This is a genomic window from Pseudomonas sp. NPDC077186 (assembly GCF_044543505.1).
Classification (GTDB): domain Bacteria; phylum Pseudomonadota; class Gammaproteobacteria; order Pseudomonadales; family Pseudomonadaceae; genus Aquipseudomonas.
Genome location: NZ_JBITWE010000001.1, coordinates 703,055 through 726,995, shown reverse-complemented (window position 1 = coordinate 726,995; position 23,941 = coordinate 703,055). Strand labels below are relative to the sequence as shown.

The following is a 23,941-nucleotide window of genomic DNA, read 5'->3' as shown; positions in this document are numbered from 1 at the left end:
AGCTAGTGTTTATGATGATGGGCGAACAAGCATCTCAGATTAATAAAGCTGCGGAACTTCGTCGTAAAAAGCTGCGCGGCAATGTGGGCAAGGCTGTTGTAGATTATGCAATGATCGAAGATGGCGACAAAATTATGGCCTGCGTAAGTGGTGGCAAAGATTCATTCGTTATGCTTGACGCTTTGCTGCACTTGCAGAGAGTTGCGCAAATAAAATTCAGTGTTGTGGCGGTTAATCTTGATCAGAAGCAACCTGGCTTTCCGGAGCATATCTTGCCTGAGTTTTTCGAGGCTAAAGGGATTGATTACTATATAATTGACAAGGATACTTATTCCGTTGTCAAGAGTAAGATCCCGGAGGGTAAGACTACTTGTTCTCTTTGCTCTAGACTCAGAAGGGGCACGCTTTATAGTTTTGCTGAGGAAATTGGGGCTACTAAATTGGCACTCGGTCATCATATGGATGACATGGTTGAAACTTTGTTTCTGAACATGTTCTTCCAGGCGCAAATGAAAGGGATGCCTCCTAAGCTTCTTAGCGATGACAAGAGAAATATAGTTATCCGGCCGCTCGCCTACTGTCGCGAGAAAGATATAGCAAAGGTCGCTGCCGATAGCGCATATCCAATCATTCCGTGCAATCTCTGCGGCTCGCAAGAGAATTTGCAGAGGAAAAAAATCAAGTCGATGATTGCGGAGTGGGATTCGGTAAATCCTGGCTGCGTAGAAAACATCTTTCACAGCTTACAAAACGTAAGTCCATCCCAGTTAGCTGATCGTAGTCTCTTCAATTTTATAGATCTATCCATTGATAGGTCGGATGCCCGACCGCCCTACGAATTCGAAGCAGCCGAGGTTTCATCATCCAGCGTTGAAGGCCGGATTGATGTCGTTCGGATTTTGTAAAGGTTCAAGGTGATTTTTCGGGGGGGGAGAGGGTGTTTAGAGGCCAAGAAGACGCAAAATTTACTTTTTCGCATTTTTCTGTAAAGCCAGCTTTCTATTTAATTCATTTAAAATCAACAGGTTGCGATTATTCTGATGCTGTCCAGTTATGTTTTCTTAAGCTATAAGGAAAAGACAGCTACACCATGCTCGATGTGCTGCTGTACCTGCAGAAGGTGGCGCCGATCAAGTTTGAGATAGTCGCGGTGAACATGGATCAGAAGCAGCCGGGCTTCCCCGAGCACGTGCTGCCGGCTTACCTCGAATCCATCGGCGTGCAGTACCACATCATCGAGAAGGACACCTACTCGGTGGTGAAAGAGAAGATCCCCGAGGGCAAGACCACCTGCTCGCTGTGCTCGCGCCTGCGCCGCGGCACCCTGTACACCTACGCCGACGAGATCGGCGCGACCAAGATGGCGCTGGGGCACCACCGCGACGACATCCTGGAAACCTTCTTCCTCAACATGTTCTACGGCGGCACGCTCAAGGCCATGCCGCCCAAGCTGCTGTCCGACGACGGCCGCAACGTGGTGATCCGCCCGCTGGCCTATTGCGCCGAGGCCGATATCGAGGCCTACAGCCAGCTCAAGCAGTTCCCGATCATCCCCTGCAACCTGTGCGGCTCGCAGGAGAACCTGCAGCGCCAGGTGGTCAAGGAAATGCTGCAGGAGTGGGAGCGCAAGAGTCCGGGCCGCGTGGAGATCATGTTCCGCGCGCTGCAGAACGTGCACCCCTCGCAACTGGCCGACCGCAATCTGTTCGACTTCCAGAGCCTGAAGATCGACGACAGCGCTACGCCGCGCTTCCTCGACGTGATGAGTCTGTAAGGCGCCGCCGTAGGGTGGATCACGCTTCACCGATCCACAGTGCAGCGGGTTGGTGGATGTAAAAAGCGACATCCACCCTACGCCCCTCCCACGGTTCGCATTGTTTGTGGGAGGAGCTTTAGCCGCGACGCTTGCCAGGCCGCAAAGGCCTGGAGTAAGGTTCGGCCATCGCTTCGGAGAACATCATGTCGTCCAGCCACAACCTCCTGTCCTCGCTCCACGCCGGTGCCGCTCGCGCCGCGCTGGCTCGTGCGCAGGCGGTGGTCGCTGGCGCGTATTACTTTGGGTATTGGTTTAGCCACAGGCGCGCCTGATACCCCACAGGCGGCCTGAGACAACAGGGTCGCCACCAGAGACGTTTTCCAGAAAACCCCCGGTCGGCAACCCGACCGGGGGTTTTGTTTTTTCCGGCCGAAAACGGCCACAGATCGAGGATGTACAGATGAACCGTTATTACCGCAACTACCGCTACGACTGGCGATTTAGCAGCGTCACCGCCGCCCTGACACCCCTGCAACGAACAATCAGCTAGCGCCGCCGCGGCATCGACCGCGCCGGCCAAGGAACCGCCAGATCATGAACGCATCCGTCTCCGCTCAACTCGCCTCCAGCGTCAGCTCCATCGCCCGCCGCAGCGCCCAGCCGCTGCCCAGCCCCGCCGTGCTGCGCCAGCGCCTGCCGCTGGCCAATGCCCTTGCCGAACGTATCGCCGTCGACCGCTCCGCCATCCGCGCCGTGCTCGATGGCCGCGATGCGCGCCTGCTGGTGGTGGTCGGCCCCTGTTCCCTGCATGACCGCACTAGCGCCCTCGAATACGCCGAGCGCCTGGCCGAGCTGGCGCCGCAGGTGGACGACCAACTGCTGCTGGTGATGCGTGCCTACGTGGAGAAACCGCGCACCACCGTGGGCTGGAAGGGCCTGCTGTACGACCCGCAGTTGGACGGCAGTGGCGACATGGCCGAGGGCCTGCGCCTGTCGCGCCAGCTGATGCTGGATATCCTCGCCCGCGGCCTGCCGCTGGCGACCGAGCTGCTGCAGCCGCTGGCGGCCGGTTACTTCGACGACCTGCTCGGCTGGGCGGCCATCGGCGCGCGCACCAGCGAATCGCAGGTGCATCGCGAGATGGTCAGCGGCCTGGATCTGCCGGTGGGCTTCAAGAACGGCACCGACGGCAGCTTGGGTATCGCCTGCGACGCCATGCGCTCGGCGGCGCACCCGCACCGGCATTTCGGCATCGACGAGCTCGGTCACCCGGCGCTGCTGCACACCGCCGGCAACCCGGATACCCACCTGGTGTTGCGCGGCGGCCACGGCGCGCCCAACTACGACGCCGCCAGCGTGGCGGCCGCACGCGAGGCGCTGCAGCGCCAGGGCATCGCGCCGCGGATCCTGGTCGACTGCAGCCACGCCAACAGCGGCAAGGACCCGCTGCGCCAGCCAGCGGTGCTGGACAGCGTGATCGAGCAGCGCCTGGCCGGCGACGCCAGCCTGCGCGGGGTGATGCTGGAGAGCCACCTGGAAGACGGCTGCCAGGCGCTGAGCGGCGAGCTGCGCTACGGCGTGTCGATCACCGACGGCTGCCTGGGCTGGAGCGGCACCGAAAACGCCTTGCGCCAGGCGGCCGAGCGGCTGCGGGGGAGCGCGCGGGTGTAGGAGTCGCGCCTCGCGGCGAATGCTGGTTACCCCGTCGGTCTGGCTGGATGACCGCAGCCGCTTCGCCCCGAGGCGGGGCTTCTATGGAATAGGTGTTCGACGGGCTTGCGAGGATGCTGCCTCTGCGTGCAGGCTTCGGCGTTCGATTTGTTGACGGTGTGATCCGATGCGTGATTACAAATGGCTGCACGAGTACTGCCTCAACCGTTTCGGCTCGGCCCGCGCGCTGGAAGCGCTGCTGCCGCAGCCGCGCAGCGACGCCGAGCTGCGCGCGCTCTCCGATGACCGCTACCTGTCCTCGATCAGCCTGCGCATCTTCCGCGCCGGCCTCAAGCACAGCCTGGTGGACGCCAAATGGCCGGCGTTCGAGGAGGTGTTCTTCGGCTTCGATCCGGAGAAGGTGGTGCTGATGGGCGGCGAACGCCTGGAGAACCTGATGCAGGACGCGCGGCTGATCCGTCATCTGGGCAAGCTGAAAAGCGTGCCGCGCAATGCCCAGTTCATTCTCGACGTGCGCCGCGAGAAAGGCAGTTTTGGAAGCTTGATCGCCGACTGGCCGGTGACCGATATCGTCGGCCTGTGGAAGTACCTGGCCAAGCACGGCAGTCAGCTCGGCGGCATGTCGGCGCCGCGCCTGCTGCGCATGGTCGGCAAGGATACCTTCATCCCCAGCGACGATATGGTCGCGGCGCTCAAGGCCCAGGGCATAGTCGACAAGGCGCCGACCAGCCAGAAGGAGTTGGCCGCGGTGCAGGCCGCCTTCAACCAGTGGCACGCCGAGAGCGGCCGGCCGCTATGCCAGCTGTCGGTGATGCTGGCGCATACGGTCAATCATTGATGAGCCTGTGGGAGGCGCTTTAGCGGCGACACTATCTGTCGCGGCTAAAGCCCCTCCCACGGGATTTGCGCTCAGGGCAGGCCGTCGTTTCTGCGCCTGGCCTCGCGAAATTCCCCCGGCGTCTGCCCGGTCCAGCCCTTGAAACTGCGGTGGAACGAGCGCGATTCGGTGAAGCCCAGGTAGCAGGCGATATCCTGGATCGCCAGGTCGCTGCGCAGCAGGTAGTGCTCGGCCAGCTCCTGGCGCAGCTCGTCGAGGATCTGCTGGTAGCTGGTGCCGGCCTGCTGCAGGTGGCGCTGCAGGGTGCGCACGGTCATGTCGAACTTCTCCGCCACCCGCTCCTTGCGCGGCAGGCCGTCCTTGAGCAGCAGGCGCAGGGCGTTCTTCACCCGCCGCGGCAGCGGCTCGTCGTCGTCCAGCCCGGCCATCAGCGCCAGCGCGTGTTCCTCCAGGGTGCGCAGCAGGTTGGCATCGGCCTGGCGCAGCGGCACGGCCAGGTAGTCCAGCGGCACCAGCAGGGCGTTGCAGGGCTGCTCGAACAGCACCGGGCAGCCGAACAACTGCTGGTATTCCTCGAGCTGGGTGGCGGCCGGCTGCGCGTGTTCGAACCACACCTCGCGCGGCGAATGCTCGGAGTCGGCGATCCAGCGCGCGTACAGCAGCCAGGAGGCGAGCACGTTCTCCACCATATGCCGGCGCACCTGCGGCGCCTGGTGGCGGCAGCTCCAGATCAGCCGCACATGGTCGTCGGCCATTTCCAGGCGGCTGGTGCCCATGTCGCCGACCAGTTTCTCGTAGGGCACGATGCGGCCCATGGCCTCGCCGAGGGTGGCGCAGTTCATGGCGATATAGCCGAGCACGCTCCAGGAACCGGGCTGCACGAAACGCGCCGAATGCAGGCCGAACAGCGGGTCGCCGGAGACTTCCAGCAGATGCGCCAGCAGGCGCTCGTGCACTTCGCTGGGGATGCGCTTGCCGTTGTCGGCCAGCTCCTGCGCCTCGATGCCGGCGGCCTGCAGGGCGCGGTCGATATCCAGGCCGAGTTGTTCGGCCTGGCGCAGGTATTTGAGCAGGGCGGGAACCGAGGTGTAGCCGAGGTTTTCCATGGATTCTTCTTGTTCTGGGGTGCCTGTCTTGATTGGCGATATGGTCTGTCCCGATTCGACAGTGACGGAAATCGGCGGCTGGCTAGTATAGGCAGCCATAACTACCGATCGGAATGGGGGATGCGATGCGACGCTGGAACGGATGGGGTGATGAAGCCACCGAGGTGGAGCTGCCGGCCCATGGCGAGGCCTTTCTCGCCGAGCTGATCGGCCCCGGCCAGCGCCTGGCCGACGCCAGCCTGCAGGAGGTGTTGGCGCGCGTGCCGGCCTCGCGCCTGGCCCCGCACCCGCTGATCAGCCAGGATGCCGAGGTGCGCGTGCGCCATGCCCGCGGGCAGAGCCTGGCGGACTGGCTGGCCATGCGCTCCGGCGAGTTCGGTCTGTTCCCCGACGGCGTCGCCTGCCCGGAAAGCGCCGCGCAGATCCGTGAGCTGCTGGTCTGGGCGCAGCAGCATGATGTGACCCTGATTCCCTACGGCGGCGGCACTTCGGTGGCCGGGCATATCAACCCGCAGGCGGGTGGGCGGCCGGTGCTGACCCTGTCGCTGGAGCGCATGACGCGCCTGCTGGAGATCGACGAGGACAGCCTGATCGCCACCTTCGGCCCCGGCGCCAACGGCCCGCAGGTGGAAAGCCAGCTGCGCGCGCGTGGCTACACCCTGGGCCACTTTCCGCAGTCCTGGGAGTTGTCGACCCTCGGCGGCTGGGTCGCCAGCCGCTCCAGCGGCCAGCAGTCGCTGCGCTACGGGCGTATCGAGCAGCTATTCGCCGGCGGCAAGCTGGAGACCTTCGCCGGCACATTGGAGATTCCCACCTTCCCGGCCTCGGCGGCGGGCCCCGACCTGCGCGAACTGGTGCTGGGCTCGGAGGGGCGCTTCGGGGTGATCTCCGAGGTGCGCGTGCGCATCAGTCGCCTGGCCGAGCAGGAGCGCTTCTACGCCGTGTTCCTGCCCAGCTGGCAGCAGGCGCTGAGCGCCATCCGCAGCCTGGCCCAGGGGCGCGTGCCGCTGTCCATGCTGCGCCTGTCCAACGTCATCGAAACCCGCACTCAGCTGGCCCTGGCCGGTCACCCGCAGCAGATCGCCTGGCTGGAGAAATACCTGGCCCTGCGCGGCGCGCGCGACGGCAAGTGCATGCTGACCTTCGGCCTCACCGGCAACCGCGTGCAGAACGCCGCCTCGCTGAAGCAGGCGCGGCGTCTGCTGAAAGGCTTCGGCGGGGTATTCACCGGCACCCTGCTGGGCAAGAAGTGGGAACACAACCGCTTCCGCTTCCCCTATCTGCGCCACGGCCTGTGGGAGCGCGGCTACCTGGTGGACACCCTGGAGACCGCCACCGACTGGTCGAACGTCGACAAGCTGCTGAACCAGGTGGAAGCCAGCCTGCGCGACGAACTGGCCGGCGAGGGCGAGCGGGTGCACGTCTTCACCCACCTGTCGCACGTCTACGGCGAGGGTTCGAGCATCTACACCAGCTACGTGTTCCGCCCCGGCAGCGACTACGCCGAGGCCATGGCGCGCTGGCAGCGCCTGAAGGCGGCGGCCAGCCGAACCATCGCCGCGAACCGCGGCACCATCAGCCACCAGCACGGCGTCGGCCGCGACCACGCGCCGTACCTGGCGGCAGAGAAGGGCGAGCTGGGCATGGCCACGCTGCGCAGCCTGGCCGCGCATTTCGACCCGGAGCAGCGCCTGGCTCCCGGCGTGCTGCTGCAGGATTGAACATGCAGCAGTGGAACGCCGCCTGGCGCACGCGCGCGCTGCCCGAGCTGGCCGCGCGCGACTGGGACTTGCTGGTGATCGGCGGCGGCATCTGCGGCGCCGGCATCCTCCGTGAGGCTGCGCGGCGCGGTTGGCGCTGTCTGTTGCTGGAACAACGCGACTTCGCCTGGGGCACCTCCAGCCGCTCGTCGAAGATGGTCCATGGCGGGCTGCGCTACGTCGCCAAGGGGCAGATCGGGCTGACCCGCGACTCGGTGCGCGAACGCCAGCGCCTGCTCGGCGAAGCGCCGGGACTGGTGGAGCCGCTGAGTTTCCTGATGCCGCACTACCGCGGCGGCTTTCCCGGGCCGAAGGTCTTCGGCGGCCTGCTCAGCCTGTACGACGCCCTGGCCGGCAAGCGCAACCACCTGTTCTACCCGCTGCAGCAGCTGCGCTACCTGGCGCCGGGCATCCGCGAAGACGGCCTGCTCGGCGGCACGCGCTTCTTCGATGCGCTGACCGATGATGCGCGCCTGGTCCAGCGCGTGCTGGGCGAGGCGCGCGCCGAGGGCGGCGAGGCGCTCAACGGCATGCGCGTGGTCGAGTTGCTGCATGAGGCGGGGCGGGTGGTCGGCGTACTGGCCGAAGATGTCGAGACGGGCGTCCAGTACCGCCTGCGCAGCCGCGTCGTGGCCCAGGCCACCGGCGCCTGGGCCGACCGTCTGCGCCAGCCTGGCAATGGTCGCATCCGTCCGCTGCGCGGCAGCCACCTGCTGCTGCCGGGCTGGCGCCTGCCGGTGGCGCATGCCTTCAGTTTTATGCACGTCGCAGATGGAAGACCGGTATTCGTCTTTCCCTGGGAAGGCGCGACGGTGATCGGCACCACCGACCTGGATCATGCCGGCGATCTGGATGCCGAGGCCGCCATCAGCATGGAGGAGGTCGATTACCTGCTGGCCGCCTGCGCCCAGCAATTTCCGACCGCCCAGGTGACGCGCGGCGATGTGCTGTCGACCTGGGCCGGCGTGCGCCCGGTGGTGGGCGACGGCAGCGCCGGGCTCAAGCCCTCGGACGAGAAGCGCGAACATGCGCTGTGGGTCGAGCCGGGCAGCGTGACCCTGGCCGGCGGCAAGCTGACCACCTTCCGCCTGCTGGCGCTGGAGGTATTGCGCGCCTGCGCGGCCTTCGTCGGCAAGCCGGTGGAGGATCGCGGCACGGCGGTGTTTCGTCCGTTGTCGATCCCGCCCATGCCCGGCCTGAGCCCGGCGCAGCAGCGCCGTCTGGCCGGTCGCCATGGCCGCCAGCTGGGCGAGGTGCTGCGTCTGCTCGACGAGGTCGGCGGCGACCGCGTCGGCGCCACCGACACCCTCTGGGCCGAGCTGGCCTGGGCCGCCGAAGGCGAGCTGGTGCTGCATCTGGACGACCTGCTGCTGCGCCGCACCCGCCTGGGCCTGCTGCTGGCGGGCGGCGGGCGCGCCGAACTGCCGCGTATCCGCGCGCTGTGCCAGCCGCGCCTGGGCTGGAGCGATGCGCGCTGGCAGCGGGAAGAAACCCATTACCTGTCGCTGTGGCGACGCTGTTACAGCCTGCCGTATGAACCGTAGGGTGTGCGCACCAGCAATCCGCCGATGGCCAGGCCTACCGGTTGTAGCCCGGATGCAATCCGGGGATGAACGAGGAAGCAGCCCCGGATTTCATCCGGGCTACGTACACCTATAAGAAGGACCACACCTTGAGCGAACCAAGCTACCTGCTGAGCATCGACAACGGCACCCAGAGCGTGCGCGCGCTGCTGTTCGATACCGGGGGCAACCTGCTGGCCAAGGGCAAGGTGGAGCTCGACCCCTACTTCTCCAGCCACCCCGGCTGGGCCGAGCAGGACCCGGAATACTACTGGGCCAGCCTCGGCGAGGCCTGCCGGCTGCTGTGGCAGCAGGTGGATATCGACCGCCGCCTGATCAAGGGCGTGGCCGTGACCACTCAGCGCGGCAGCATCATCCATGTCGACGAGCAGGGCGCAGCGCTGCGCCCGGCGATGCTCTGGCTCGACCAGCGTCGCGCCGAGGTACAGGGACGTATCAAGGGCCCCTGGGGCTGGCTGTTCAAGCTGGCGCGGGCCGAGGAGGCGGTGGATCACTTTCGCGCCCAGGCCGAGGTCAACTGGGTCGCCCAGCACCAGCCGGATGTCGCCGCGCGCACGCACAAGGTGCTGCTGCTGTCGGGCTTTCTCACCCAGCGCCTATGTGGTCGCTTCGTCGATTCCACCAGCAGCTGCGTGGCCTACTTGCCGTTCGACTACAAGCGCCTGCGCTGGGCCGCGCCGGGCGACTGGAAATGGCAGGCGCTGGCCGTGCGCCGCGAGCAACTGCCGGAGCTGGTCAAGCCGGGCGAGCGCCTGGGCAGTATCAGCGCCTCCGCCAGCCTGCATACCGGCATTCCCGAGGGCCTGCCGCTGATCGCCGCCGGCGCCGACAAGGCTTGTGAAGTCCTCGGCTCCGGCGCGCTGGAGGCGACTACAGCCTGTCTGTCCTACGGCACCACGGCGACCATCAACACCACGCGCCGCCGTTACCTGGAAACCATCCCGCTGATTCCGCCGTACCCGGCGGCGCTGCCGGATCACTTCAATACCGAGGTGATGATCTACCGCGGCTTCTGGATGGTCAGCTGGTTCAAGCGCGAGTTCGGCCTGCGCGAGATGCAACGCGCCGAGGCCCTCGGCGTGCCGCCCGAGGCGCTGTTCGACGAACTGGTCAACGCCGTGCCGCCCGGCTCCATGGGCCTGATGCTGCAGCCGTACTGGACGCCGGGCATTCGCGAGCCGGGCCTGGAAGCCAAGGGTTCGATCATCGGTTTCGGCGACGTGCACACCCGCGCGCACCTGTACCGGGCGATTCTGGAGGGCTTGGCCTACGCCCTGCGTCAGGGCAAGGAGCGCATCGAGAAACGCTCGGGCACCCGTATCGAGCGCCTGCGCGTATCCGGCGGCGGTTCGCAGAGCGATGCGGCGATGCAGCTGACCGCCGATATCTTCGGCCTGCCGGCCGAACGCCCGCACCTGTACGAGACCAGCGGCCTGGGCGCGGCGATCAATTGCGCGGTGGGCCTGGGCCTGCACCCGGATTACCCGAGCGCCATCGCCGCCATGACTCGCGTCGGCCAGGTGTTCCAGCCCAACCCGGCCGCGCAGCACACCTACGACCAGCTCTACGGGCAGGTCTACCAGCGCATGTACCGCCAGCTCAAACCGCTGTACCAGCGCATCCGCAAGATCACCGGTTATCCGGCTTGATCGGATCCTCGAGCACTGTGTGGGAGGGGCTTTAGCCGCGACCGGGGCGGCGCACGGTCGCGGCTAAAGCCCCTCCCACAGAAAAAACCGCCCTCCGGAGTGGAAGGGCGGCTGGGCATGCGTCAGGCGGCGACATCTACCCGTATCGGCCTCCCCGGATTTCATCCGGGCTACTTGCTCGGTCGCGGCTAAAGCCCCTCCCACAGAAACAAGTCGCCCTCCACAGCGGAGGGCGGTTGGTTTGTGTCAGGCGACATCCACCAGCACGATCTCGCTGTCTTCCTGGGCCTCGACGCGGATCAGCGTCTCGTCGGCGATGGCCACGCCGTCACGTGCCTGGGCCGCCACGCCGTTGACCCTGAAGGCACCGCTGGCGCCCACCAGATAGGCCTTGCGACCCGGCTGCAGGCTGTACTCGGCGTTTTCTCCGGCCTTGATCGTGGCCGCCACCAGGCGCGCGTCGGTGCGGATGCGCAGGGCGTCGGCGTCTTCCTCGTAGCCGCTGGCCAGAGTGACGAAGGCTCCCGAGCGGTCGCCCTTGGGGAACGGCTTGGCGCCCCAGGATGGCGGCAGCCCGGCCTGGTTCGGCTGGATCCAGATCTGGAAGATCTTGGTGGTCTCGTCCTCCAGGTTGTATTCGCTGTGGGCGATGCCGGTGCCGGCGCTCATCACCTGCACGTCGCCGGCCTCGGTACGGCCCTGGTTGCCCAGGTTGTCCTGATGGGTGATCGCACCCTGGCGCACGTAGGTGATGATCTCCATGTCGCGGTGCGGGTGCGGCGGGAAGCCCGACTGCGGGGCGATCTCGTCGTCGTTCCACACCCGCAGGCGGCCCCAGTTCATCCGTGCGGGGTCGTGGTACTCGGCGAAGGAGAAGTGGTGACGGGCATTCAGCCAGTCGTGCTGGGCGGCGCCGAGCTGCGCAAAGGGGCGTACTTCGATCATGGCAAATCCTCCGGTAGTGCCCGGGCCTAGTCCCGTGCAACGTCGATGGCGGCATGATCTATTTGAACTGATCGATTTAAAAGTGCAAAAAATGCGGCATAAGCATCTATTTATTGGATGTGTTTGCGGGGCGGGCAGCCGGTAGGCTGTTGCCGATCCCTTTCAAGGAGGACTGCGATGCGCGAGCGCAAGGCCTGGTTGATCCTGCATGGCAAGCAGGCGTTGAACGAGGAGGTGAGGGCGGCGGTGGCCGATCTGCGCGAGCAGGGCTGGGACCTGGCGGTGCGCCTGACCTGGGAGGGCGGCGACGGCGAGCGTCTGGTCGCCGAGGGACTGGCGGCCGGCTACCCGACCCTGATCGCCGGCGGTGGCGACGGCACCCTGCGCGATGTCGCCGAGGCCCTGCACCGGGCCGGTGGCGCTGCCAGCCTGGCGCTGCTGCCGCTGGGCACCGCCAACGATTTCGCCCGCGCCGCCGGCGTGCCGCTGGCGCCGGCCGAGGCCCTGGCGCTGCTGGAGCGGGAGCCGCGTCCGGTGGACCTGGGCCTGGCCGGCGAGCGCGCCTTCCTCAATATGGCGACCGGCGGTTTCGGCTCCAACGTCACCGCCAATACCTCGGAGGAGCTGAAGAAGGTGCTCGGCGGCGCCGCCTATTTCCTCACCGGGCTCAGCCGCTTTTCCGAGGTGCGTTCGGCCTTCGGTCGTTTCCAGGCGCCGGGTTTCGCCTGGGAGGGCGACTTTCTCGCCCTGGGCATCGGCAACGGTCGGCAGGCCGGCGGCGGCCACCTGCTGTGCCCCGATGCCCTGGCCGACGACGGCCTGCTCGACGTGTGCATAGTACCGGCGGCGCAGGATGTGGTCGGCACCCTCGGCACGCTGCTGTCCGGCGGCATCAACGGCCTGCAGAGCGTGGCCATCGGCGCCCGCGTGCCCTGGCTGGAGGTGGAGGCGGCCGAAGGGCTCGACCTCAATCTCGACGGCGAGCCGCTGGAGAGCCGCGGCCTGCGTTTCAGTGCGGTGGCCGCGGCGTTGCGCCTGCACCTGCCGGCCGATTCGCCCTTGCTTGGCGGCTAGGGGCGGCTCAGGCATGATGGCGCCACGCCAGCAGCGCTTCAGCGGCAGCGCGCGCGGCCGATAACCTGACGCTAGACTCGCCTTAACCCCTCAGGAGCGCGCAATGGCCGGCATCCTCGATTCAGTAGATCAACGCACCCAGCTGGTCGGTGAGAACCGCCTGGAAATCCTCATGTTCCGCCTGGCCGGGCGCCAGCTGTTCGCGATCAACGTGTTCAAGGTGCAGGAGGTGCTGCAGCTGCCCAAGCTGACCCTGATGCCGCAGCGCCACCCCTTCGTCTGCGGCGTGGTCAACCTGCGCGGCCAGACCCTGCCGGTGATCGACCTGTCCCAGGCCATCGGTATGCGTCCGCTGGTGCCGGACGAGCGCAGCACCATCATCGTCACCGAGTACAACCGTTCGGTGCAGGCCTTCCTGGTCGGCAGCGTCGACCGCATCCTCAACCTCAACTGGGAGTCGATCCAGCCGCCGCCCGGTGGCGCCGGGCGCCAGCACTACCTGACCGCCATCACCAAGGTCGAGGAGCAGATCGTCGAGGTCATCGACGTGGAGAAGGTGCTGGCCGAGATCGTGCCGATGAGCACCAGGGTCTCCGCCGAGAAGCTCGCCGACCCGCTGCTGGAGAAGGCCCGCGGTCGCGAGGTGCTGCTGGTGGACGACTCCAGCGTGGCCCTGAGCCAGCTGCGCGATACCCTGTCGCAGCTGGGCATCCGCATGCATATGGCCAGCGACGGCCTCAAGGCGCTGAACCTGCTGAAGAAGTGGGCCGACAGCGGCGAGGTGATGACCGACAAGCTGCTGATGATCTTCACCGACGCGGAAATGCCGGAAATGGACGGCTACCGCCTGACCAGCGAGATCCGCAACGACCCGCGCCTGCGCGACCTTCACGTGGTGCTGCACACCTCGCTGTCGGGCAGCTTCAACGATGCCATGGTGAAGAAGGTCGGCTGCGACAACTTCCTCTCCAAGTTCCAGCCGGACAAGCTGGTGGATGTGATCCGCCAGCGCCTGGCGCTGGACGAGCCGAGCTGAAACCTACGAACCTGTGCACGGTCTCGCGAGCTAGAGCCATACAAGGCAAAAACAGGCGAGGACGCGGAGTTTACGAGTTGTAAATGAGCAGTCCGAGCCTGTTTTTAACGCAGTAGGGCCGACGCGCAGCAGATCGTGAATAGGTTCTAGGGCTGTTGCGCCAGGCGCTGGCGCAAATGCTCCACCCGCTCGCGGTTGACCCCCAGATCCGAATGCCCCAGGCGCGAGGCGGAGCGCACCTGCACCGCCTTCGGCTCGATGAGAAACTCGACGTCGTCGACGAAGCGCAGCACCCGGCTGGTGAATTCCGCGCGCAGATAGTCGTCCTCCTGCACCACCAGGCGTACCCGCGGCTCGTCCGCCAACAGCTGCAGCAGGCGCCTTCGGGTTTCCTCCGGGCTGCCGCGCAGCGTCAGCGGCGCTATGGCATGTTGCTCGTCGCTGGCCTGGCTGTTGACGCAGTTGGGCGAGGCCGGGCAGGGCGCCAGGCGACCGTCGCGCACCCCCAGCTCGCTCGACGGGCTGCCGCTGCAGCCGCCCAGCACCGCCGCCAGGAGGATCGCGGCGGCGGACTTGTGAGCGCCGCCGGCAACTCGTATAAGGGCGTTTTGCGAAACAGGAAGCTGGCGCATGTTGAGTCTCTCGCAGTTGTACCGCTATCCGCTCAAATCCGGCCGCGGCGAAGTGCTGCAGCGCAGCGCCGTGGACGGCCTGGGCCTGCATGGCGACCGTCGCTGGATGGTAGTCGAAGCTGAGAGCGGGCGCTTTATCACCCAGCGCCTGCTGCCGCAGATGAGCCAGCTCGGCGCCCTGTACGACGCCCGCGGCGGCCTCACCCTGAGCGCGCCGGGCTGCGCCGACCTGGCCGTGGCGCTGCCCGACCCCGAGCAGGACCTGCGTGGGGTGACGGTCTGGAAGGACAGCCTGCGCGTGCCGGATGCCGGCGATGCGGCCGCCGATTGGCTCAGCGCGCTGCTGGGCCGGGCTTGCCGATTGGTGCAGGTGCCGGAGGCGCGCACGCGCCAGGTCGACACCGCCTACGCCCAGGCGGGCGACCGGGTCGCTTTCGCCGACGGTTTTCCGCTGCTGCTGATCGGCCAGGCGTCGCTGGACGACCTGGCGGCGCGGGTCGGCCGGCCGCTGTCGATGCTGCGTTTTCGCCCCAACCTGGTGGTTACCGGCAGCGCAGCCTACGCCGAGGACGAGTGGAAGCGCATCCGTATCGGCGCGGTGGAATTCGAGGTGGCCAAGGGCTGCTCGCGTTGCATCCTCACCACGGTGGATCCGCAGACCGGCGAGCGCAGCGCCGACCGCGAGCCGCTGGCCACGCTGAAGACCTACCGCGAGCGCGACGGCCAGGTGTACTTCGGGCAGAACCTGCTGCCGCGCGGCGTCGGCGAATTGCAGGTCGGGATGCCGGTCGAGGTGCTGGAGTAAGCCACAAGCCACAAGCCACAAGCCACAAGCCACAAGCCACAAGCCACAAGCCACAAGCCAAGCTACAAGCTACAAGCTACAAGCTAGAGCGGAGTTCTCCGCGTGGTCTTCTTGCAGCTTCTAGCTTGCAGCTGCTTCATTGATCGTCGAAATAGCGCTCGTGCCAGGCTACCAGCGGGTGCGGCGCGTCGAGCTTCTGACCGTAGATCACCGAGTAGGACAGCACGTTCTGCACGTACTGGCGGGTTTCGTCGAACGGGATGTTCTCCACCCAGACGTCGTAGCTCAGGTGGTCGGCGCCGCGTAGCCACTGGCGCACGCGGCCGGGGCCGGCGTTGTAGGCGGCCGAGGCGAGCACGCGGTTGCCGTTGAACTGGCCGTATACCTGGCTCAGGTAGGCGGCGCCGAGCTGGATATTGACGTCGGGGTTGAGTGCCTGCTGCGGCGAGGCCAGGGGGATGCCGAACTTGCGCGCGGTTTCCTTGGCGGTGGCCGGCATCAGTTGCATCAGGCCCATGGCGCCGACGTGGGAGCGGGCGTCGGCCATGAACGCGCTTTCCTGGCGGGTGACGGCGAACACCCAGCTCGAATGCAGCTCGCGGCGCTTGGCCTCGCGCACCAGTTGGTCGCGGTGGGCCATGGGGAAGCGCACCTCCAGGTCGTCCCAGTACTGCGCCTGGCTGATGGTGCGGATGGCCGGGAAATACCACTGCATCTCGTAGGCTAGGCGGGCCTGCGCCACCAGTTCGTCGCGGCTGAACAGGCGGCTGACGTGGTACCACTCGCGGCGGCCGTCGACGATCTGGCCGCGATCGTGGAATTCCAGGGCGCGGCGGATGCCGGCGGTGTTGCGCACCTTCTGCACCGTCTTCGGATCGAGCGCCAGCGGCTTGTTGTTCAGCTGGTAGGGCGCCTTGACCTGATCGGCGGCCATGAAACCGTAGAAGTCGCGCTCCTTGGCCAGGGCCTGGTAGAGCACGGCCGGCTGCTGGCTGTTCGGTTGTGCCAGCTGCAGGCTGCGCGCGTTCCAGTAGCGCCAGCGGTTGCTGCTGGCCAGCTCGGCCGGCATGCGCTGGGTCAGCTGATGAGCCTCGTCCCAGCGGCCGTGACGCAGCAGCAGGCGGGCGCGCCACTCGCTGACGGTGTTGTCGCGCAGCTCCGGGTCGTACTTGGCCATCACCTGCAGGCCGCGCATGTCGAAGCGCTTGGCCAGGGTCAGGCCGATCTGCCGGGCGATGGCCACCTGTTCGTCCTGGGAGAACTGCATGCGCTGGGCGTAGCTGTCGAGCAGGTTCAGGGCGTCCTCGGGGCTTTGCCGGGCCAGGCGGCGCAGGCCGAGGCCGACCACGTCGGCCATGGCGGCGTCGGCCGGGGCGAAACGCGCGGTCTGCTTGAGCAGCTGCGGCTTCTGCGCCACCTCGACCAGCAGCTTGGCGCGCGCGCCGAGGGTCGGCATGCTCTTGCTCAGGTGGTTGGCCAGGCCGTAGTTGCCGGCTTCCACCGCCAGCTTGGTGCGTTGCCAGCGGTGTTGTTCGGTGAGCTGGCCGGCTGCCGCCCAGCGCGCGAACAGCGGGTCGCAGGCATTGGGCTGCGACTTGCCCACCAGCCACAACTTCTCCGCGGTGGCATTGCCTTCGGCGCTCAGGCCGTGGCTCAGCTGGTATTGGCCATAGAGGCAATCCAGCTCGGTGAAGTTGAGCGCCGGGTCGTAGTGGGCGAGGAAGGGCTGCCAGTCGCCGCGTTCGGCCAGCCAGCGCAGCCAGCGCAGTTTCATCCAGCTGGCCTGGGGCAGGTCGCCATGCTCGGCGAGGAATTTCTCGATCTCGGCGTTGCTCGCCGACTTGAGCCGGTGAGTCAGCTCGTCGTAGGCCAGGTAGGGCGTCAGCGGGTAGTCGCGCAGCGCGGCCTGGTAGCGGCGGTAGGGACCGCTGTCGCCCTTGGCCAGGGCGCGCTTGGCCTCGTCGTAGTACTGGCGCTGTTGCGCCAGGTTGGCGGCTTCGGCGCTGGCCAGGCCGGCAGTGGTGAGGATCAGGCAGGAAACTACAGAAAGAAGACGACCGCGCATGGCATTTCCAGGGCAAGCAGGTGAGGGGGCAACGGGTTCCGTTCGTTGCATGGCTCTAGCTTAGCCGTTCGCCGGGGCGCGGTGAATGCCGGCGCGCTCGGCGGACATATGTGGCAACAGAGCGCCGGCCAACTCGGGTAGAATGCGCCGCCTGTTTCTGGAGAAGCCCATGACCCTGCTCAAGTTCGCCGATGTATCCCTCGCCTATGGCGCCATGCCCCTGCTCGACGGGGTGTCCTGGCAGATCGCACGGGGCGAGCGGGTGTGCATCATCGGTCGCAACGGTACCGGCAAGTCGAGCATGCTCAAGCTGGTCAAGGGCGAGCAGATGGCCGACGACGGCGAAATCTGGCGGGCGCCGGGGCTGAAGATCGGCGAGCTGCCGCAGGAGCTGCCGCGCGCCGACGAGCGCACGGTGTTCGACGTGGTGGCCGAGGGCCTGGCCGGGGTCGGCGAGCTGCTGGCGCGCTATCACCATCTGGCGCAGAACATCCACGGCGATGACGATCTCGAGCAACTGATGCACGTGCAGCAGGAGCTGGAAGCCAAAGACGGCTGGCGCCTGCAGCAACTGGTCGACAGCACCCTGAGCCGCCTGCAACTGCCGGCCGACAAGACCCTGGCCGAACTCTCCGGTGGCTGGCGCCGGCGCGTGCTGCTGGCCCAGGCGCTGGTTTCCGAGCCGGATCTGCTGCTGCTCGACGAGCCGACCAACCACCTGGACATCGGCGCCATCGCCTGGTTGGAAGAGGCGCTGAAGGATTTTGGCGGCGCGGTGCTGTTCATCACCCACGACCGTTCCTTCCTGCAGAACCTGGCCACGCGCATCCTCGAACTGGACCGCGGCGGCCTGATCGACTGGAACGGCGACTACGCCAGCTTCCTGGTGCACAAGGAGCAGCAACTGGCGGCCGAAGAGACCGCCAACGCGCTGTTCGACAAGCGCCTGGCCCAGGAAGAGGTGTGGATTCGCCAGGGCATCAAGGCCCGTCGCACCCGCAACGAGGGTCGCGTGCGCGCGCTCAAGGCGATGCGTGCCGAGCGCGCAGAACGCCGCGAGCGTCAGGGCAAGGCGAGCATCGCCCTGGAAACCGCCGACAAGTCCGGCAAGCAGGTGATGGTGGCGGAAAACGTCGGTTTCGCCCATGCCGGCGGGCCCTTCCTGGTCAAGGATTTCTCCATGGTGCTGCAGCGCGGCGACCGCATCGGCCTGCTTGGCGCCAATGGCACCGGCAAGACCACCCTGCTCAAGCTGCTGCTCGGCGACCTGCAACCCAGCAGCGGCAGCATCGAGGTCGGCACCAAACTGGAAGTGGCGTATTTCGACCAATTGCGTCACCAGCTCGAGCCGGAAAAAACCGTGATCGACAACGTCGCCGAAGGCCGCGATTTCATCAGTATCGATGGCCAGAATCGCCACGTGTTGAGCTACCTGGGCGACTTCCTGTTCAGCCCGCAGCGCGCACGCACGCCAGTCAAGGCGCTGTCCGGCGGCGAACGGGCACGACTGTTGCTGGCCAAGCTGTTCAGCAAGCCGGCCAACCTGCTGGTGCTGGACGAACCGACCAACGACCTGGACGTGGAAACCCTGGAACTGCTCGAAGAAGTGCTGCTGGGCTTCCCCGGCACCGTGCTGATGGTCAGCCACGATCGGGCCTTCCTCGATAACGTGGTCACCAGCACCCTGGTGTTCGAGGGCGAAGGCAAGGTGCGCGAATACGTCGGCGGCTATCAGGACTGGCTGCGCCAGGGCGGTTCGCCGCGTCTGCTCGGCGTCGGCGAGAGCAAGTCGGGCAAGGCCGAGCTGGCCACTGCCATAGTCGAGGCGCCGGCCCCGGCGGCGGTCGCGTCGGTGCAGGAGAGCGCTGAGCCGACGAAGAAGAAGCTCAGCTACAAGCTGCAGCGCGAGCTGGAAGCGATTCCCGGGCAGATCGATGCCCTGGAGCAGGAAATGGCCGGGCTGCAGGAGCGGATCGCCGATCCGGGCTTCTACCAGCAGCCGGTGCAGGTCACCACGGAAGTATTGGCGCGCCTCGACGACTTGCAGAAGGACTTGGACAAGTTGCTCGAGCGCTGGGCAGAGCTGGAAGGCTGAACGAAGGAACGCACAGGCATGGCCATCGAGTACCGCATCACCCTCGACGACAATCATCAGTTCAGCTATCGGATCGAGCTGAACCGCGAATACGACCCTGCCCAGGCGCAGCAGGCCCCGGCCTGGACCCGCTTGGGGCACCAACAGTGCAGCAACTGCCCGCTCAGTCGCGAGCAGTTCAGCCATTGCCCGGCGGCGGTCGACCTGCACCGGGTGATCGAGGATTTCCGCGGCCTGCCGGCGTTCAAGAAGGCCAGCGTATGGGTGCGCACGCCGGAGCGCGAGTACACCAAGCAGGTCGGCCTGGAAGAGGGCTTGCGCGCGCTGCTCGGGGTGATCATGGCCACCAGCGCCTGCCCGGTGCTGGCGCGGCTCAAGCCCATGGCGCAGAACCACCTGCCGTTCGCCAGCAACCAGGAGTTCATCCTGCGCGCGGTGTCGCTGTACCTGGCGCGGCAGTACTTCAACATGCGCGAGGGGCGCCTGGCGGACTGGGAGCTCAAGGGCCTGGTGCGCCTGTTCCAGCAGCTCAAGCTGGTCAATCAGGCGTTCTGGCAGCGCATCCACGACACCTGCGACGGCGATTCCAACCTCAAGGCCTTCCTCACCTTCTTCTCCATGTCGTCGAGCATGACGGTGTCGCTGGAGACTCAGCTGCAGAAGATCCGCCCACTGGTGATGAGCGCGGGCGAGTCGTTCGAATAAGGCACCTGCGGTCTGGGTGGGGGCGCATGCACCCTATCGGGTGCAGCGCTTCGTAGGGTGCGCCGTGCGCACCGCCGCAACCGAGGCAATCCCGGTGCGCATGGCGCACCCTACGCTTAAGCGCCTTTTTCGCCTTTCTTCAGGCGCACCGCGAGCACGTCGCAGGGCGCGCCGTGCAGCACGTCGTTGGCGGTGGAGCCGAGCAGTAGCGCCAAACCGTGGCGGCCGTGGCTGCCGACCACGATCAGGTCGCAGCCCTGTTCCTCGGCCAGACGATGAATTTCCTGGCGCGGCTGGCCGTAGGCCAGATGGCGCTGATCCGCGGTCAGTTCCGGGTACTTGCCGGTAAAGCTGTTCAGGCGTTCGCGCGCCTGCTCGAATTGCTGCTGCTGCAGCATCGACAGGTCCATCGGCACGTCGCCGCCGAAGGCCATGGCCATCGGCTCGACTATATGCACCAGGGACATCTTGGCGCCGCTGGCCTTGGCCAGCTTCTGTGCGCGAACCACCACGGGGTCGCATTCCTCGGTCAGGTCGACGGCGACCAGAATATGCTGGTAGGGCATGGTGAACTCCTCCTTAAGGGTACGAATGGCTCTGCAGCAAGTATGGCCCCATTGCGCCCGATAAGCGGCCGCTTATTGTTACGACCTTGCCTGGCGGGCAGGGTGCCGGCTGAGGGCGGACAAAGAAAAGCCCGGTGCGAGCACCGGGCCTGAATCGGGCCAGGCAGGCCGGAAAAACTGTGGCATCAGTGCTGGTTGGCGGCGTACTGGGCGGCTACGCCTTCCAGGCCTTCGATGATGCTGTCGGAATACTTGCTGACCAGAAAGGGCACGCTGTTCTCGTTGTAGTTCAGCAGGGATTTCTCGATATAGCGCCATTTGGTGCCGATACTGCCGAGAGCTGCGCTGATCTCCGGGGTGTTTTGCTGGGCGCGATTGAGCCCGTCAAGCTTGCTGGCGAACTCGCCGACCAACTCGTCGATGGCGCGCTCCTCGCCGCCGCCGAAGAAACTGCCGCCGATCGAGGCGCTGCGCGAGGCGTAGTCCAGGGCGATGCCCTGCATCAGCAGGCTCTGCTCGCGGCTCTGCTGAGTCAGGGGCGGTACGCTGTAGCCGCTTTCCTGCTGGATTTTCTGGTACAGCTCCTGGGCAATGGCCATCAGCCGCTGGTTGCTGTCGGCCAGGTCGGCGACCGGCTGCAGGTCGGTGTAGCCCTGGCTGCGCATGGCCTCCATCAGCGCCTGCAGGCCGTCGCGGTAGCCCTGCCATTCGCCCTGCCACTGGCTGCGCAGGGCCTTGGCGCCCTCGCCGGGCATCTCGCCGAGGGTATCCAGATGGGCCTGGGCCTCCTGTAGCGACTCGCCGATCATCCGTGCGTAGCGCTGGTCGCCTTCCATGCCGTTGTACATATAGAAGTCGCCGAGGCTCTTCTGCGTCGCCAGGCGCAGCTGGTGCAGGCGCAGCAGATCGTCGGTCGGTGCGGCCAGCAGGGATGGCGAGACGAAGGCGAAGAGAAAGACGAGCAGGGCGCTCAGGGAAAATGCCAGCGGACGGCGGCTCGACATTGGGGGACTCCGTGCGGCCCGTCGTGGGGCTCGATTTGTTGTTGTAATGCAGCCGGATGGCGCTGTGCCAGCCGAAAGTGAGACGACTGTACCTGCCGCGCAAGGATTTGGCTAGGCGCAGGCGGCTGGCCGCCGGGACACCTTGAAGTGCGGCAATGGTGCGTTATCTATGGCGTTTATCGGTGCTGGCGCAGGCCGCGGCAGGCCTGGGTTTGCGCTGGGGATGCACGCGCCGCGCAAGAAGGCCAATTGACAAGCGCCGGCTTTTCCCCGAAGGTGTGCACACCCAAATCAAACGGGCGTATGAATTGAGCGTTTGCCTGGTCAGGCGCGCCATGACAGCCCGAATATCGCGTCGGCGGGTGTGTCGTACCGATTGGGGCTATGCTCGTGCGGCGTTGCCGCGGGCTGGCCTGCCGGTTGGCTCCGATGTGTACTGTTCAGCTTCCATACCGTGGAGATCAGTTGATGATTTACGAAGGTAAAGCCATCACGGTTAAGGCTCTTGAGAGCGGCATCGTCGAATTGAATTTCGACCTCAAGGGTGAGTCCGTCAACAAATTCAACCGTCTTACCCTCAACGAGCTGCGCGCCTCCGTCGACGCGATCAAGGCCGACGGTTCGATCAAGGGCGTGATTGTCACCAGTGGCAAGGACGTGTTCATCGTCGGTGCCGATATCACCGAATTCGTCGACAACTTCAAACTGCCCGACGCAGAGCTGGTGGCTGGCAACCTGGAAGCCAACAAGATCTTCAGCGATTTCGAAGACCTCGCCGTTCCCACCGTGGTCGCCATCAACGGCATCGCCCTGGGCGGCGGTTTCGAGATGTGCCTGGCCGGCGACTACCGTGTGATGAGCGAGACCGCCAAGATCGGTCTGCCGGAAGTCAAGCTGGGCATCTACCCGGGCTTCGGCGGCACCGTGCGCCTGCCGCGCGTGATCGGTACCGACAACGCCGTGGAGTGGATCGCCTCCGGTAAGGAAAACAAGGCTGCCGACGCCCTCAAGGTAGGCGCCGTCGATGCCGTCGTCGCGCCCGCCAAGCTTCGCGACGCCGCGCTGGACCTGGTCAAGCGCGCCATCTCCGGCGAGCTGGACTACAAGGCCAAGCGTCAGCCCAAGCTGGAAAAGCTCAAGCTCAACGCCATCGAGCAGATGATGTGCTTCGAGACCGCCAAGGGCTTCGTCGCAGGCCAGGCCGGCCCGAACTACCCGGCCCCGGTCGAGGCGATCAAGACCATCCAGAAGGCCGCTAACTTCGGCCGCGACAAGGCGCTGGAAGTCGAGGCCGCCGGCTTCGTCAAGCTGGCCAAGACCTCTGTCGCCGAGAGCCTGATCGGCCTGTTCCTGAATGACCAGGAACTGAAGAAGAAGGCCAAGCACCACGACGAGATCGCCCGCGACGTGAAACTGGCCGCCGTACTCGGCGCCGGCATCATGGGCGGCGGCATCGCCTACCAGTCGGCCTCCAAGGGCACCCCGATCCTGATGAAGGATATCCGCGAAGAGGGTATCCAGATGGGCTTGACCGAGGCCTCCAAACTGCTCGGCAAGCGCGTCGAGAAGGGTCGCATGACCCCGGCGAAGATGGCCGAGGCGCTCAACGCCATCCGTCCGACCATGTCCTACGGCGATTTCGGCAACGTCGACATCGTCGTCGAAGCCGTGGTCGAGAACCCCAAGGTCAAGCAGATCGTGCTGGCCGAGGTGGAAGACGCGGTGCGTGAAGACGCCATCCTGGCCTCCAACACCTCGACCATCTCCATCAGCCTGCTGGCCCAGGCGCTCAAGCGCCCGGAAAACTTCGTCGGCATGCACTTCTTCAACCCGGTGCACATGATGCCGCTGGTGGAAGTCATCCGTGGCGAGAAGTCCAGCGAAGTGGCCGTGGCCACCACCGTGGCCTACGCCAAGAAAATGGGCAAGAACCCGATCGTGGTCAACGACTGCCCGGGCTTTCTGGTTAACCGCGTGCTGTTCCCGTACTTCGGCGGCTTCTCCAAGCTGCTGGGCTTCGGCGTCGACTTCGTGCGCATCGACAAGGTGATGGAGAAGTTCGGCTGGCCCATGGGCCCGGCCTACCTCTCCGACGTGGTCGGCATCGACACCGGCCATCATGGCCGTGACGTGATGGCCGAAGGCTTCCCGGACCGCATGGCCGTGGAAGGCAAGACCGCCGTCGACGTGATGTACGAAGCCAACCGCCTGGGCCAGAAGAACGGCAAGGGCTTCTACGCCTACGAGACCGACAAGCGCGGCAAGCCGAAGAAGGTCTCCGACCCGGCGGCTTACGAGTTGCTCAAGTCCATCGTGGTCGAAGAGCGTGAAGTCACCGACGAGGACATCATCAACTTCATGATGATCCCGCTGTGCATGGAAACCGTTCGTTGCCTGGAAGACGGCATCGTCGACACCGCAGCCGAGGCCGACATGGGCCTGATCTACGGTATCGGCTTCCCTCCCTTCCGTGGCGGTGCGCTGCGTTACATCGATTCCATCGGTGTCGCCGAGTTCGTCGCCCTGGCCGACAAGTACGCCGACCTGGGCGCGCTGTACCACCCGACCGCCAAGCTTCGCGAAATGGCCGCCAAGGGCCAGAAGTTCTTCGGTTAACAGGCTGTTTGAAAAACGTGGACGAGGCAGCCAGT

At 65.8% G+C, this 23,941-nt stretch carries 18 protein-coding genes and 1 pseudogene; 13 read left to right on the top strand and 6 right to left on the bottom strand.

What is annotated here, in order from left to right:
- Positions 1-17: 17 nt before the first annotated feature.
- The 4 genes and pseudogenes from ttcA (ACIGKL_RS03300) to ACIGKL_RS03285 all read left to right on the top strand — a co-directional run bounded on the left by ttcA (ACIGKL_RS03300) (position 18) and on the right by ACIGKL_RS03285 (position 4,265).
- On the top strand, positions 18-905 hold the full coding sequence (gene ttcA, locus ACIGKL_RS03300) for a tRNA 2-thiocytidine(32) synthetase TtcA (RefSeq protein ID WP_161611938.1): 888 nt from the start codon (positions 18-20) through the stop codon (positions 903-905).
- Positions 906-1,072: 167 nt separating this feature from the next.
- A pseudogene (ttcA, locus tag ACIGKL_RS03295) lies at positions 1,073-1,774 on the top strand (tRNA 2-thiocytidine(32) synthetase TtcA); the annotation flags it as partial.
- A gap of 576 nt (positions 1,775-2,350) precedes the next feature.
- The gene (locus ACIGKL_RS03290; RefSeq protein WP_397485279.1) at positions 2,351-3,427 is read left to right on the top strand and encodes a 3-deoxy-7-phosphoheptulonate synthase; all 1,077 of its coding nucleotides are present in this window, start codon (positions 2,351-2,353) and stop codon (positions 3,425-3,427) included.
- Positions 3,428-3,593: 166 nt separating this feature from the next.
- Positions 3,594-4,265, top strand: coding sequence for a DNA-3-methyladenine glycosylase I (locus ACIGKL_RS03285; protein WP_397485278.1), 672 nt, complete (start codon positions 3,594-3,596; stop codon positions 4,263-4,265).
- 71 nt (positions 4,266-4,336) lie between these two features.
- Here ACIGKL_RS03285 and ACIGKL_RS03280 read toward each other — a convergent pair whose 3' ends face one another.
- Positions 4,337-5,371 (bottom strand): AraC family transcriptional regulator, encoded by a 1,035-nt coding sequence (locus ACIGKL_RS03280; RefSeq protein WP_397485277.1) that lies wholly within the window; start codon positions 5,369-5,371, stop codon positions 4,337-4,339.
- Between the two features lie 125 nt (positions 5,372-5,496).
- Between ACIGKL_RS03280 and ACIGKL_RS03275 the strand changes: the two genes are divergently transcribed.
- From ACIGKL_RS03275 to ACIGKL_RS03265, 3 genes are all read left to right on the top strand, one after another.
- Positions 5,497-7,092, top strand: a complete 1,596-nt coding sequence (locus tag ACIGKL_RS03275; RefSeq protein ID WP_397485276.1) for an FAD-binding oxidoreductase — start codon at positions 5,497-5,499, stop codon at positions 7,090-7,092.
- Between the two features lie 2 nt (positions 7,093-7,094).
- Complete coding sequence (locus ACIGKL_RS03270; protein ID WP_397485275.1) at positions 7,095-8,675, top strand: glycerol-3-phosphate dehydrogenase/oxidase; 1,581 nt, start codon at positions 7,095-7,097, stop codon at positions 8,673-8,675.
- 128 nt (positions 8,676-8,803) lie between these two features.
- Positions 8,804-10,363, top strand: coding sequence for an FGGY-family carbohydrate kinase (locus ACIGKL_RS03265; protein ID WP_397485274.1), 1,560 nt, complete (start codon positions 8,804-8,806; stop codon positions 10,361-10,363).
- Positions 10,364-10,609: 246 nt separating this feature from the next.
- Here the strand turns inward: ACIGKL_RS03265 and ACIGKL_RS03260 are convergent, their stop codons facing one another.
- Positions 10,610-11,308 carry a pirin family protein gene (locus ACIGKL_RS03260; RefSeq protein WP_397485273.1) on the bottom strand — a complete coding sequence of 233 codons (699 nt, stop codon included), beginning with the start codon at positions 11,306-11,308 and terminating at the stop codon, positions 10,610-10,612.
- 177 nt (positions 11,309-11,485) lie between these two features.
- Between ACIGKL_RS03260 and yegS the strand changes: the two genes are divergently transcribed.
- Both yegS and ACIGKL_RS03250 read left to right on the top strand, forming a co-directional pair.
- Positions 11,486-12,382 (top strand): lipid kinase YegS, encoded by an 897-nt coding sequence (yegS, locus tag ACIGKL_RS03255; protein ID WP_397485272.1) that lies wholly within the window; start codon positions 11,486-11,488, stop codon positions 12,380-12,382.
- A 103-nt stretch (positions 12,383-12,485) separates the two neighbouring features.
- Complete coding sequence (locus ACIGKL_RS03250; RefSeq protein WP_397485271.1) at positions 12,486-13,418, top strand: chemotaxis protein CheV; 933 nt, start codon at positions 12,486-12,488, stop codon at positions 13,416-13,418.
- Between the two features lie 146 nt (positions 13,419-13,564).
- On the opposite strand, the gene ACIGKL_RS03245 is transcribed toward ACIGKL_RS03250, so the two are convergent.
- Positions 13,565-14,050: a DUF1499 domain-containing protein gene (locus tag ACIGKL_RS03245; protein ID WP_397485270.1), complete on the bottom strand. Its 486-nt coding sequence runs from the start codon at positions 14,048-14,050 to the stop codon at positions 13,565-13,567.
- Between ACIGKL_RS03245 and ACIGKL_RS03240 the strand changes: the two genes are divergently transcribed.
- Positions 14,049-14,855 carry an MOSC domain-containing protein gene (locus tag ACIGKL_RS03240; RefSeq protein WP_397485269.1) on the top strand — a complete coding sequence of 269 codons (807 nt, stop codon included), beginning with the start codon at positions 14,049-14,051 and terminating at the stop codon, positions 14,853-14,855. The two genes, ACIGKL_RS03245 and ACIGKL_RS03240, sit on opposite strands and share 2 nt — an antisense overlap.
- A 136-nt stretch (positions 14,856-14,991) precedes the next feature.
- Here the strand turns inward: ACIGKL_RS03240 and ACIGKL_RS03235 are convergent, their stop codons facing one another.
- Positions 14,992-16,920: a transglycosylase SLT domain-containing protein gene (locus tag ACIGKL_RS03235; protein ID WP_397485268.1), complete on the bottom strand. Its 1,929-nt coding sequence runs from the start codon at positions 16,918-16,920 to the stop codon at positions 14,992-14,994.
- Between the two features lie 169 nt (positions 16,921-17,089).
- On the opposite strand from ACIGKL_RS03235, the gene ACIGKL_RS03230 reads away from it, so the two are divergent.
- Positions 17,090-19,015 (top strand): ATP-binding cassette domain-containing protein, encoded by a 1,926-nt coding sequence (locus ACIGKL_RS03230; protein WP_397485267.1) that lies wholly within the window; start codon positions 17,090-17,092, stop codon positions 19,013-19,015.
- A gap of 18 nt (positions 19,016-19,033) precedes the next feature.
- The gene (locus ACIGKL_RS03225) at positions 19,034-19,720 is read left to right on the top strand and encodes a DUF6901 family protein (RefSeq protein ID WP_021444482.1); all 687 of its coding nucleotides are present in this window, start codon (positions 19,034-19,036) and stop codon (positions 19,718-19,720) included.
- Between the two features lie 116 nt (positions 19,721-19,836).
- Here ACIGKL_RS03225 and ACIGKL_RS03220 read toward each other — a convergent pair whose 3' ends face one another.
- Both ACIGKL_RS03220 and ACIGKL_RS03215 read right to left on the bottom strand, forming a co-directional pair.
- Positions 19,837-20,286, bottom strand: coding sequence for a universal stress protein (locus ACIGKL_RS03220; RefSeq protein ID WP_397485266.1), 450 nt, complete (start codon positions 20,284-20,286; stop codon positions 19,837-19,839).
- Between the two features lie 185 nt (positions 20,287-20,471).
- Positions 20,472-21,290, bottom strand: a complete 819-nt coding sequence (locus ACIGKL_RS03215) for a hypothetical protein (RefSeq protein ID WP_397485265.1) — start codon at positions 21,288-21,290, stop codon at positions 20,472-20,474.
- Positions 21,291-21,758: 468 nt separating this feature from the next.
- Between ACIGKL_RS03215 and fadB the strand changes: the two genes are divergently transcribed.
- Positions 21,759-23,906 (top strand): fatty acid oxidation complex subunit alpha FadB, encoded by a 2,148-nt coding sequence (fadB, locus tag ACIGKL_RS03210; protein WP_397485264.1) that lies wholly within the window; start codon positions 21,759-21,761, stop codon positions 23,904-23,906.
- The last annotated feature ends 35 nt before the right edge of the window (positions 23,907-23,941 follow it).